The organism is Acidiphilium sp. PM (assembly GCF_000219295.1).
Lineage (GTDB): Bacteria > Pseudomonadota > Alphaproteobacteria > Acetobacterales > Acetobacteraceae > Acidiphilium > Acidiphilium multivorum.
The window spans coordinates 1-13,071 of sequence record NZ_AFPR01000095.1; the positions used below are offsets into that span (position 1 = coordinate 1).

At 65.9% G+C, this 13,071-nt stretch carries 5 protein-coding genes and 1 pseudogene; 5 read left to right on the forward strand and 1 reads right to left on the reverse strand.

Annotated elements, in window-relative coordinates:
- From APM_RS04535 to malQ, 5 genes are all read left to right on the forward strand, one after another.
- Positions 1-2,564, forward strand: a 2,564-nt coding sequence (locus tag APM_RS04535; protein WP_007422173.1) for an alpha-1,4-glucan--maltose-1-phosphate maltosyltransferase, incomplete at its 5' end; no start/stop codon positions are given.
- Positions 2,561-5,893: a maltose alpha-D-glucosyltransferase gene (gene treS, locus APM_RS04540; protein ID WP_007422174.1), complete on the forward strand. Its 3,333-nt coding sequence runs from the start codon at positions 2,561-2,563 to the stop codon at positions 5,891-5,893. The genes APM_RS04535 and treS, both read left to right, overlap by 4 nt.
- Positions 5,877-8,042 carry a 1,4-alpha-glucan branching protein GlgB gene (glgB, locus tag APM_RS04545; RefSeq protein WP_007422175.1) on the forward strand — a complete coding sequence of 722 codons (2,166 nt, stop codon included), beginning with the start codon at positions 5,877-5,879 and terminating at the stop codon, positions 8,040-8,042. The genes treS and glgB overlap by 17 nt, the downstream gene beginning before the upstream one ends.
- Positions 8,042-10,153, forward strand: a complete 2,112-nt coding sequence (gene glgX / locus APM_RS04550; protein ID WP_007422176.1) for a glycogen debranching protein GlgX — start codon at positions 8,042-8,044, stop codon at positions 10,151-10,153. The genes glgB and glgX overlap by 1 nt, the downstream gene beginning before the upstream one ends.
- On the forward strand, positions 10,150-12,141 hold the full coding sequence (gene malQ / locus APM_RS04555) for a 4-alpha-glucanotransferase (RefSeq protein WP_039887766.1): 1,992 nt from the start codon (positions 10,150-10,152) through the stop codon (positions 12,139-12,141). Before glgX ends, malQ begins: the two co-directional genes overlap by 4 nt.
- Before the next feature lie 27 nt (positions 12,142-12,168).
- Here malQ and APM_RS20250 read toward each other — a convergent pair.
- Positions 12,169-13,071 (reverse strand): annotated as a pseudogene (locus APM_RS20250) (hypothetical protein); the annotation flags it as partial.

The following is a 13,071-nucleotide window of genomic DNA, read 5'->3' on the forward strand; positions in this document are numbered from 1 at the left end:
GGCTGAACCGCGACGCGCGCGCGCGCAATCCGGGCTGGACCGCCATCGCCGCCCCCTTCGGCGCGGCGCCGCCGCAGATCGCCGACCTCGTGGGCGGGGAATTCGATCACATCGCCGCATCGTCGTGCTGGTGGGATGGCGAGGCCGCCTGGCTCGCCGACGATCTCGAACGGATCGCCTGCGCGGGCAACGTCGCCAGCTTCGCCGTGCCGCCGCTCGCGGCGTCGCAAACCGTCGCGGACTGGCGCCTCGCCGTCGCGGGCTTTCTCGGCACGGCCTGGGTGATGAACGCCGCCATTCCACCCCGCCAGCGCGCCGCCGTGACGGCGCTCAACAACTTGCGCCGGGCCAGCCGCGAGGTGTTCGCGGGGCGGCCCTTCAGCCTCGCGCCGCCGCACGCGGCAACGTCCCTGTTCGCCCGGTTCGGCGCCGATGGTCGCGGACTGGCGCTCGCCTGCTCCCCAACGGGTGCCGAGCCCGATCGCCACGAACTGCATGCGTTTCTGGCCGGCCGGGCCGCGGCGCCGGTTCCGGTCCCGCTCGAGGGATGGAACGCCGCCGGCCTCGCCTGGTTCACGACCTCGCCGCTGCCCGCCCACCATTCACCGGAATCCCCGCGCCATTCGGTCGATGCGCCGCGCATCGCGATCGAGGCGATTGCGCCGGCCGTCGATGGCGGGCGCTTTCCGGTGAAGCGGATGGCCGGTGAAGACGTGACGGTCGAGGCCGATCTCCTTTGCGACGGCCACGGCCGCCTCGCGGCCGACCTGCTCTGGCGGATGTCCGGCGAGCCAGCCTGGCGGCGCGCGCCGATGGCGGCCATCGGCAACGATCGCTGGCGCGCCCAATTCGGGCTGAGCGCGATCGGCCGCGCCGAATTCACCATCGAGGCATGGGTGGATCGCTACGGCACCTTCGCCGACGAGCTCGCGAAGAAACACGAGGCCGGCCTCGATGTCCGGCTTGAGCTTGTTGAAGGCCGGCAGTTGCTGGACGCCGCGATCGCGCGGGCCGGCGAAGAGGCCAGAACCATTCTGGCCGAATGCCGAGCGGGGCTCGAACGCTGCGCTCCCGGAGAGCAGGTCGGAAAACTGACCGCGCCCGCCATCATCGCCGCGATGCGCGATGCCGAGGAGCGTCGCTTCCTGGAACGGCACGAACCCGCCTTGCCGATCGATTCCGAGCGTCGCGCCGCGGGTTTCGCGAGCTGGTACGAAATCTTCCCCCGCAGCCAGAGCGGCGACGCCGATCGCCACGGCACCTTCGACGACGTGATCGCCGCATTGCCGCGAATCCGCGCCATGGGATTCGATGTCCTGTATTTCCCGCCGATCCATCCCATCGGCCGGAAGAACCGCAAGGGGCCGAACAACACGCTCGTCGCCAATCCCGGCGATCCGGGAAGCCCCTACGCCATCGGCGGTGCCGAGGGCGGACATGACGCGATCCATCCCGAGCTCGGCTCGTTCGACGATTTTCGCCGCCTGATCTCTGCGGCGGCCGGGCAGGGCCTCGAAATCGCGCTGGACTTCGCCATCCAGTGCGCTCCGGACCATCCATGGCTGGCCGAGCACCCGGAATGGTTCGACTGGCGGCCGGACGGCTCGATCAAGTATGCCGAAAATCCGCCGAAGAAATACCAGGATATCGTGAATGTCGATTTCTACGCCGATGGCGCGCGACCCGCGCTCTGGCACGCCTTGCGCGATATCGTCCTCTTCTGGATCCGCGAGGGGATACGGATCTTTCGCGTCGACAATCCGCATACCAAGCCGTTCCCGTTCTGGGAGTGGCTGATCGCCGATATCCGGCGGAACCATCCCGACGTGATCTTTCTCGCCGAGGCCTTCACCCGGCCGAAGATCATGCACCGCCTGGCGAAGATCGGATTCTCGCAATCCTACACCTATTTCACCTGGCGAAATTCCGCTAACGAAATGAAAAATTACCTCGTCGAACTGACGCAGTCATCGACACGGGACTATTTCCGTCCCCATTTCTTCGTCAACACGCCGGACATAAATCCCGCGTTCCTGCAGACATGCGGTCGCCCCGGCTTCCTGATCCGCGCGGCCCTCGCCGCGACGCTGTCCGGCCTCTGGGGCGTCTATAACGGCTTCGAGCTCTGCGAAGCCGCCGCGCCGCCAGGGACAGAGGAATATCTCGATTCGGAAAAATACCAGATCAGAAGCTGGGATTATGGGCGGGCCGGAAATATCGTGGCGGAAATTTCCCTGCTCAACCGGATCCGCCGGCAGAACCCGGCCCTGCAAAGCCACCTCGGCGTGCACTTCATCGATTGCGATAATGACAACGTCCTGTGCTTCGAAAAGGCCAGTCCGGATCGCTCGAACATCGTGCTGGTCGCGATCAGTTTCGATCCCCGCCGGTGGCAGACAACCACGATCGACCTCCCTCTCGAACGCTACGGGTCTTCCGGGCGGGATGCCCTGCATCTCGAAGATCTCATGCGCGGCGTCGCATTCACCTGGCACGGGCGGCAGCAGGTCGTCGATTTCGACCCGGGCGAACTACCCTTCAGCATCTGGAGGATTCGCAAATGACATCATTGACCGATCAGATCATTCGACCCCAGGCGAACATGTTCGATCCGCTCTGGTACAAGGACGCGGTGATCTATCAGGTTCACGTCAAATCGTTCTTCGACAAGAACAACGATGGCGTCGGCGACTTTGCCGGCTTGACCGAAAAGCTCGATTATATCGCCGAACTCGGCGTGACGGCCGTCTGGATCCTGCCGTTCTATCCCTCGCCGCGCCGCGATGACGGATACGACATCAGCGCCTATCGCGCGGTTCATCCCGAATACGGCTCGCTTGGCGACCTGCGGCGCTTCATCGACGCGGCGCACCGCCGCGGCTTGCGCGTCATTACCGAACTCGTCGTCAACCACACGTCCGATCAGCACCCCTGGTTCCAGCGCGCACGGCATGCCCGGCCGGGCTCGTCGGCGCGGAACTACTATGTATGGTCCGACACCGACCGGAAATACGACGGCACACGCATCATCTTTCTCGATACCGAGAAATCGAACTGGACGTGGGATCCGGTGGCGGGAGCCTATTACTGGCATCGGTTCTACAGTCACCAGCCAGATCTCAATTTCGACAATCCGCGTGTCCTGCAGGAAGTGCTCGGCATCATGCGCTTCTGGCTCGATCTCGGCGTGGACGGCATGCGGCTCGATGCGGTCCCCTACCTGATCGAGCGGGACGGAACGAACAACGAAAACCTCCCGGAAACCCACGCGATCCTGAAGCAGATCCGCGCCGCGCTCGATGCCCATGCGCCCGGGCGGATGCTCCTCGCCGAAGCCAATCAATGGCCCGAGGACGCCCGCCCCTATTTCGGCGAAGGCGACGAGTGCCACATGGCGTTTCATTTCCCGCTGATGCCGCGCATGTATATGGCGATCGCCCAGGAAGACCGCTTTCCCATTTCCGATATCATGCGCCAGACACCGGAGATTCCGGAAAACTGCCAGTGGGCGGTGTTCCTGCGCAACCACGACGAGCTCACGCTCGAAATGGTTACGGATAAGGAACGTGATTACCTTTGGGAAACCTACGCGGCCGATCGCCGGGCGCGGATCAATCTCGGCATTCGCCGCCGCCTCGCCCCCCTGCTCGAACGGGACCGGCGCCGCATCGAGCTGATGAACGGCCTGCTGCTGTCGATGCCCGGCACGCCGGTCATCTACTATGGCGATGAGATCGGCATGGGCGACAACATCCATCTCGGGGACCGGGACGGCGTGCGAACGCCGATGCAGTGGTCGCCCGACCGCAATGGCGGCTTCTCGCGCGCGGACCCGGCCGCCCTCGTCCTCCCGCCGATCATGGATCCGCTCTACGGCTATCAGGCGCTGAATGTCGAGGCGCAGGCGAAGGATCCGTATTCGCTGCTGAACTGGATGCGCAGGATGCTCGCCGTCCGCCGCCGGCATCGCGCATTCGGGCGCGGCGGCTTGCGCTTTCTCTATCCCGGCAACCGGAAGGTGCTCGCCTATGTGCGGGAGTGGACCGATCAGGACGGCGGAGAGGAGACGATACTCTGCGTCTACAACCTCGCCCGCACCGCCCAGGCGGTCGAACTCGACCTCGCGGCCTTCGATGGCCGGATTCCGCTCGACCTCATCGGCGGCGCGCCGTTCCCGCCGGTGGGCCAGCTTCCCTACATGCTGACCCTGCCGCCGTTCGCATTCTACTGGTTCAGCCTGACGACCGAAGCGGCGATGCCCTTCTGGCGCATCCAGCCATCGGAGCCGCTGCCCGATTACATCACCCTCGTCATGCGGCTCGGCCTCGCCGACCTCGTTGCCGTCGACAGCCGGCACAGTCTCGAGACCGAAATTCTCCCGCCCTATCTCCAGCGCCGGCGCTGGTTCGCCGCGAAGGACAGGCATGTCCGGAGCGTGACGATCGCCAATGCCCATATGCTCGGCACGGCGGAGGACGATTTCCTGCTCTGCGAAATCGAGGTCGAGTTCGCGGGCGAGGGGAGGGGGGATGTGTATCTCCTGCCGCTCGCGGTGGTCTGGGATGACGGCCCGGTTGCAAGTATCGTCCAGCAGCTCGCCTTGGCCCGCATTCGCCGGCACCGCCGGGTCGGCTATCTGACGGACGCATTTGCGCTCGACCGCTTCTGCCACGACATCATCGCCGGATTGAGGACGAAATCCTGCATCTCGCTCGACTCGGGCCGGCTCAGCTATGAACCCACCGCGCTGATCGACGACCTGCCGCCGCTCGACGATGCGGAAATCCGCCGCTTTTCCGCCGAACAATCCAACAGTTCTCTGATCGTCGGCGACGCCGCGGTCATGAAGATCCTGCGGCGGACGGAGCGCGGGATTCATCCCGAAACCGAAATGAGCCGCTTTCTGACCGACGCGTCCTTTGCGAACATCCCCGCATTGCTGGGCGAAGTCGTGCGGCTCGATCCGGATGGCGATCGGCGCACACTGATCGTCGTCCAGCAGTTTGTCCGCAACCAGGGCGATGCCTGGCAGTGGACGCTGGATGTCCTCGGGCGCGCGGTCGATGGCGCGATTCACGCCGAACTCCGCGACCCCGGCGGGATCGATCCGCTCTCCGGCTATCTCTCCTTCGTCTCGGTGATCGGACGGCGCCTCGCGGAGATGCACTCGGTCCTCGCGCAGTTCGGCACCGGACCCGATTTCGCGACCGAACGGGCCGGCGAGGCCGAGATCGCGGCATGGGCCGAGGGCGCGAAAGGCCAGCTGGACGCCGCCGTCGCCGCGGTCGAACAGATGGCCGACCGGGCCGGGCCGGAAACGCAAGGCCTGATCCGGCGCCTGCGCGACGAGCGGACGGCGATCGAAACCCGATTGCGGCGCCTCGCCGAGGCGGGCGCCGGAACCCTGCTGACCCGTGTGCATGGCGACTTTCATCTCGGCCAGGTTCTGGTGGCGCAGGGCGATGCGTTCATCATCGATTTCGAAGGCGAGCCCATCAAGCCGATTGCCGAGCGGCGAAAGAAATCCTCTCCCCTGCGTGATGTCGCCGGTCTGTTGCGATCCCTCGATTACGCGGCCGCCACGGTGGAGCGCGCGGCTTTCGCGGCCAGCGAACGCGGCGAAGACCGTCAGCAGGCCATGATCGCGCGCTTTCGCACCGATGCCGCCGCGGCCTTCATCGAGGCCTATCGCGCGGTCGCGATGACGGCGCCGCGGCCATGGATCACGGAAGCCGCGTGGCGCGATGTCCTTGCATTGTTCATGATCGAGAAGGCCGCATATGAAATCTGTTACGAGGCGGCGAACCGGCCCGGCTGGATCGACATCCCGCTGAGCGGCCTGGTCCGGATTCATGAGCGGCACGAGGGAGGCGGGGATGCCGGCATCGGCTGACGAAACGCTGGACGCGCTTGCGGCCGGAACCCATGCCGACCCGTTCAGCGTGCTTGGTCCCTGCCACGGGCCGCTCGGAACGTTCGTCCGGACCATCCAGCCCGGCGCGAGCGGCGTCACGCTCCTGTGCGGCACGGGTCTGGAACTGCCGATGACCCGCGTGCATGCGGGCGGCATTTTCGAAAGCGCGCCGGTCGAGGCCGCGTCCTACCGGCTCAGGATCGATTGGGGTGGTTCCAGCCAGGAGATCGACGATCCCTACCGCTACGGCCCGCTGCTCGGCCGCGACGAAATCCGCGATCTCGCCGAGGGGCGGAAACTGCGGCTCGCCGAATGCCTCGGCGCCATCCCCGTCGCGATCGGGGGCGTCGAGGGCGTCCACTTCGCGGTCTGGGCGCCGAACGCGCGGCGGGTTTCCGTTATCGGGTCGTTCAACGGCTGGGATGGCCGCCGGCACCCGATGCGGTTCCGGCACGATGCCGGCGTCTGGGAACTCTTCATTCCGGAACTTTCCGCCGGAACTCTCTACAAGTATGAAATTCTCCAGCACTCGGGCGAAGTCCAGCAGAAATCGGACCCCGTCGCGCGGCAGGTCGAGGGCCCGCCGGCAACCGCCTCCATCGTCGCGCCGGTCCCGGCGTTTCGCTGGCGGGATGGCGCCTGGTGTGCCGCGCGCGAAGCCCGTGCTGACAAGCCGTTATCCATCTACGAAGTCCACGCCCCCTCGTGGCGCCGTCACCCGGATGGCCGCCCCTTGCTCTGGCGCGAACTCGCCGACACGCTGATCCCCTATGTGCGCGATCTCGGCTTTACCCATATCGAATTCCTGCCGCTCACGGCGCACCCTTTCGGCGGGTCGTGGGGGTACCAGCCGCTGTCGCAATTCGCGCCGCTCCCCGCCCTCGGCACGCCGGAAGAACTGGCGGACTTCGTCGATCGCTGTCATGCGGCGGGTCTCGGAGTCATTCTCGACTGGGTGCCCGGACATTTTCCGACCGATGCCCACGGGCTCGTCCGGTTCGACGGAACCGCGCTCTACGAACACGAAGATCCCAGAGAGGGATTCCATCAGGACTGGAATACGCTGATCTACAATCTCGGCCGGACCGAAGTCAGGAATTTCCTGATTGCCAGCGCGGTGTTCTGGCTCGAGACATTTCACATCGATGGACTCCGCGTCGATGCGGTCGCGTCGATGCTGTATCGCGACTATTCGCGCCAGCCCGGCGAGTGGATCCCGAACCGCCATGGCGGGCGGGAGAACCTCGAAGCCGTCGCCTTCCTCCGGGAGCTTTCAGCCGCCATCGCTGAAAATGTTCCCGGCGCCATGCTGATCGCCGAGGAATCGACGGCGTGGCCGGGGGTGAGCCATCCGGTCGAACAGGGCGGTCTCGGCTTTACCCACAAGTGGAACATGGGCTGGATGCACGACACGTTGCGGTATGTCGGACATGATCCGGTGCATCGCAAATTCTCCCACCACGACATGACCTTTGGCCTCGTTTACGCGTTTTCCGAGCGCTTCGTGCTGCCGATCTCGCACGACGAGGTCGTGCACGGAAAGCGGTCGCTGCTCGGCAAGATGCCCGGCGACGCCTGGCAGCGTCTGGCCAACCTCCGGCTCTACCTCGCCTTCATGTGGACCCAGCCTGGCAAGAAGCTGTTGTTCATGGGGCAGGAATTCGGCCAGAGTGCGGAATGGAATCACGATACCGAATTGAACTGGGCCGAGGCGGCAACGCCGGAACACGCGGCCTTGCGCCTGCTGCTGCGCGACCTGAACCATCTCTATCGCGACGCCCCCTCGCTGTCGTGCACGGATTTCGATCCGGATGGCTTCCGCTGGGTGGTCGAGGATGACGCGGATCAAAGCGTCTTTGCCTGGCTGCGGCACGTGGGAAATGACCCAAACGCCCTCCTGGTCCTCTGCAACTTCACGCCGGTGCCGCGTGAGCGATACCGTGTGGGCGTGCCGCTGCCGGGGCGCTGGCGCGAGGTGCTGAACACCGACGCCGTCGAGTATGGCGGCAGCGGCCTCGGCAATCTCGGCGCGATCGACAGCGACGATCATCCCGCGCACGGCTTCGCGCAGTCCCTATCGCTGACGCTGCCCCCGCTGGGAGCGCTGATCCTGCGTGCGGAGAGCTGATGGCCAGCCTGCCGAAATATATGACCGCGGGGCGGTGCGATCCGCTGGGCGCGACCTGGGACGGGTTCGGGGTCAATTTCGCGGTGTTCTCGGCCAATGCCGACCGGATCGAACTATGCGTGTTCGACAGGAGCGGCCGCCGCGAGATCGCGCGCTACGACCTGCCGGACTGCACGGACGAGGTCTTTCACGGCTATCTGCCCGATGCCCTGCCCGGCCTCGTCTACGGATACCGCGCCCATGGTCCGTATCAGCCCGAACTGGGCCACCGCTTCAACCCGAACAAGCTGCTGCTCGATCCTTACGCCCGCGCCCTGATCGGCGAGGTCCGCTGGTCCGACACGTTGTTCGGCTACCGGCCTGGTGCCACCCGCGCCGACCTCTCGTTCGATCGCCGTGACTCGGCCCAGGCGATGCCCAAGGCGGTCGTCCTCACCGACGACGCAACCTGGGGCGATGACCGCAAGCCGCTTCTGGGCTGGGCGGAGACGGTCATCTACGAGGCGCACATACGCGGCCTGACGCGGCAACGCGCCGACCTTCCGGAGGACAGACGCGGCACCTTCGCCGCGCTGCGCGATCCCCGCATGATCGATCATCTCGTCAGGCTCGGGATCACCGCGATCGAGCTTCTCCCGGTTCACGCGATCCTGCAGGACCGGTTCCTCGTCGAGCGGCGACTCTCGAATTACTGGGGCTACTCGACGCTTTCCTTCTTTGCGCCGGAGCGGCGCTATTTCGCCGAGCCCGACAACCTGGATGACGAGTTGCGCGCCACCGTCCGGCGCCTGCACGAAGCCGGAATCGAGATCATCCTCGATGTCGTCTACAATCATACCTGCGAGGGGGACGAGACCGGCCCCACGCTCTCCTGGCGCGGGCTCGACAATGCCAGCTATTACCGGCTGATGCCCGGCCAGCAACGCCGCTGCGTCAACCACACGGGGTGCGGAAACACGGTCAACATCGCCCACCCGCGCGTGCTGCAGATGGTGACCGACAGTCTGCGCCATTGGGCAACGCGCTTCCGGATCGACGGATTCAGATTCGATCTCGCAACGACGCTCGGCCGCGAAGCGGATGATTTCGATCCCTCCGCCGGCTTCTTCGATGCCATCCGGCAGGATCCCGTGCTCTCCCGCCTCAAGCTGATCGCCGAGCCGTGGGACCTCGGGCCCGGCGGCTATCAGCTGGGCAATTATCCGCCCGGCTTCGCCGAATGGAACGCGGCATTCAGGGACGGCGCGCGGCGGTTCTGGCGTGGCGATCCCGGGCAGCGGCCGGAAATCGCGCGCCGGCTCATGGGCTCGCCCGAGCTGTTCGATCGCCGCCGCCGGCGTCCCTCGGCCTCGGTCAATTTCGTCACCGCGCATGACGGCTTCACCCTGCGCGATCTCGTCTCGTATTCGGAACGGCATAATTTCGCCAACGGCGAGGACAACCGCGACGGCGCCGAGGACAACGTCTCCTCGAACTGGGGCGTCGAGGGCGAGACCGCGGACGGCGCGATCAATGCCCTGCGCGATCGCGTGCGCCGGGCGCTGCTGGCGACGTTGTTTTCATCATACGGCACGCCGATGCTGCTCGCGGGAGACGAGATCAACCGCACCCAGCGCGGGAACAACAACGCCTATTGCCAGGACAACGAGCTTTCCTGGCTCGACTGGACCGCGCTCGACGACGAGTCCGGCACCGGCATGCTCGGCTTCGTCACCGCGCTGGCCGCCGTGCGTCGCCGCTATCCCAGTCTGCGCAGCGCCGTCTTTCTCCACGGTATCGGCATGATCGCGGATGACCTGCCGGACACCGCCTGGTTCGACGAGGCCGGAAACCCGCTCGACAGTCACGCCTGGTCCGATGCCGCGGCGCGCCTGCTGGTGCTGCGGCGCGCCACCGCGAGCGAACGGCGGCGCGAGGCAACCCTGCTGCTGCTGAACGCCTCCGAGGATGACAGGGTCTTCACCCTGCCCGCACCCGCCTTCGCCTGGATCGTCGAAATCGATTCCGCCCGGGCGGAGCAGTCCCGCCGCCCGGTGGACGGCCCGGATCTCACCGTCGCCGCGCGGTCGATGATGATCCTCGGCGCCGAGCTCGCGCCGCCCATCGCATGAGCGGATCGGCATTGCACGCGCTCGCCGAGCGGGCGGGCCTCGAAGTGGTCTGGCAGGACGCGTCGGGCGTCCGGCGCACGGTCTCGCCGGCCACGCTTCGCGCGATCCTCGGCTGCCTCGGCCTCGAAGCGAGCACCGATGCGGCGTGCCGCGACACCTTGCGCCGGCTCGACGACGAGGACCTCGCGGCCGCGCCCCTGCTCGCCGCGACCGCGGGCGAAGCGCTGACGCTTCCGGCCCGCGCTCCGGCGGTCATCCATCTCGAGGACGGGCGCCGGCTCGATGTCATGCCCGACCGGGATGCCGCCGGAACGGTCTCGCTGCCCGCCACCCTGCCGCCGGGCTATCACCGTCTGGAGACGGCCTCAGGCGTCCGCACGCTCGCCATCGCGCCGCGGCGCGCCCACACCGTGGCCGACGCGCTCGCCGCCGCCGGACGGGAGGGCAAGGCGTGGGGACTTGCCGTCCAGCTCTACGGCCTGAGACGCGAGGGCGATTGCGGCAACGGCGATTTCGCCGCCCTGGCCGATCTTGCCGGGCCGGCCGGCCGCCTCGGCGCCGATGCCCTGGCGATCAGCCCCATTCACGCCCTGCACGCCGCCGAGCCCGATCATTACAGCCCCTATGCGCCATCGAGCCGCTTCGCCCTGAACCCGGCCTATGCGCCCCTCGATTGCGCGCCGCTGGCGGAGGCCGGGCTGATCGACTGGCGCAAGGCGCTCTCCCGCCGCGAGGCGCTGCTGCGCGCGGCGTTCGCCGCCGGGCGCGAGGATCCGGCATTCCGCGCCTTCCGCGACGATGCGCCGGCGGGAATCAGGCATTACGCCTTGTTCGAAGCCCTCGTCGCCGAACGCGTCGCCCGCGGCGAGGGGCGCGACTGGCGCGGCTGGCCCGCCTCGTGGCGCGATCCTGCCAGCGCCGATGTCGCCGCGGCGGCTCAACGCCTCGACGATGAGGTGTCGTTCCATCTCTACGCCCAGTTCCGCGTCCGCCAGGGCCTGGAGATGGCCCAGCGCTCGGCGCGCGCAGCCGGCATGGCGATCGGCCTCATCGCCGATCTCGCGGTCGGCGCCGATCCCGCCGGCTGCGATGCCTGGGCGCGGCCGGGCGAGATGCTGCGCGGCGTCTCGGTCGGCGCACCGCCGGATGCGTTCAACCGTGCCGGGCAGAACTGGGGGCTGACCACCGTCTCGCCGCGCGGCCTGCGTCAGTCGGGCTTCGCCGCCCTGCGGGACATGATCGCATCGGCCCTGCGTTTCACCGGCGGCGTGCGGATCGACCACGCGATGGGCCTCGCCCGTCTGTGGCTCGTCCCCGACGGCGCCAGCCCCGCCGAAGGGTGCTACCTGCACTATCCGTTCGCGGACATGCGCCGGATCGTGGCGCTGGAATCGGTCCGCCACCGCGGCATCATCGTCGCCGAGGATCTCGGCACCGTTCCGCCAGGCTTCCGCGCCGAGCTCGCCGCCTCCGGAATGTCGGGGATGGCGGTGATGTGGTTCGAACGCGAGGGCCGCCGCTTCCTGCCCCCGGCCGACTGGCGCCCCAATTCGGTGGCGATGACCACGACGCACGACCTGCCGACCGTCGCCGGCTGGTGGCGCGGCACCGACCTCGCCTGGCGGGAGTGTCTCGGCATCGCCGGCGAAAGCGCCGCCGATCGGGCGGAGGACCGCCGTCACCTGTGGTCCGCCCTCCGGCAATCCGGTTGCGCCCACGGGCCGCAGCCGCAGGATCGGGAGCCCGAAGCGGTCATCGACGCCGCGGTGGCCCATATCGGCACGGCCTCATCCGCGCTTGCGCTTCTTCCCCTGGAGGATGCCCTCGGACTGCCAGACCAGCCCAATCTCCCCGGCACAACCACCGAACATCCGAACTGGCGACGGCGAATGCCGCAACCGGCCAGCCGCATGCTCGACCCGCCCGAAGTCACCGCCAGACTGTCACGGCTTGCCCGCGCGCGGAAAACCACGCCGCCACCAAGGTAGATATTGAATCAGCCGGGCTCCCGCCACTCACTTCAAATCCGGCCCCTCGGCTAATGGAGGCAAGCCGGAACTACGACGGCTTGCCGGACAAATTGCAACAGCAAGCGCCGCTGTGTGGTATTTTTCACAACGCTGAAAATCGACATGAATTCCATACATTTCAGCCAACAACAATTTGTGTCGCTCTATATTCGGCGACGAAGACAAATAATAAATGTCTTTTGCTTTCGAAAGTTTTTTCAGATAATTTTTTTGAAAACGAGCCGTCAAGTATGGTATCCGTTCGGGTAGTCCGATGACCTGGTCGGTATTTGGAAAATACGGAACCATAAATCCAAGAGGTGCAGTACCAAGGACCAGCAGCGAATTTTCATATTTCCCGAATTCTCCCTTGTTGATCCCGAAATAGGTTCTGCCAAATTGTTCGCGGCCCCAATTGGTGTCGGCCAATGCGTGGGTCCCATACAGGCTTCCACTGGCGATCAAGGCGACAAACAGAGCCGCCCCCGCAATGGAGGCGGACCGCATGCGCCTCCACGACAAAAGTCTGGCAAGTGAAACCAAGGAAAAAGCGGGGGCGATTGTTTCAATTGCTGAAAAATATCGATAATAACTAAACATCTTTTCCCATACAATAAAAGAAAGCAATACAAAAGTAGCCAAAAAATACATCTCAATAACGGATGGTTTGAACCGGCACGTCGATGATCTTTTTGCGTAAGCCCAAAAATAAACGGCTGGAACCAGAATCAGGACGAGGGCAGGGAAGAGCGTACGAAAGGGAATTTCCATCCCGACCAGATGATTGCCCGTCGTATGATGATGAACAAAGGCAAGCCTGAACGGCAGGGCCAGGTAGCCCGCGAAATCCACCGGGAACCAACGGCCATCATGGATTGCACGTGGCGCCATGAAGGGTGAGTGAAAGAT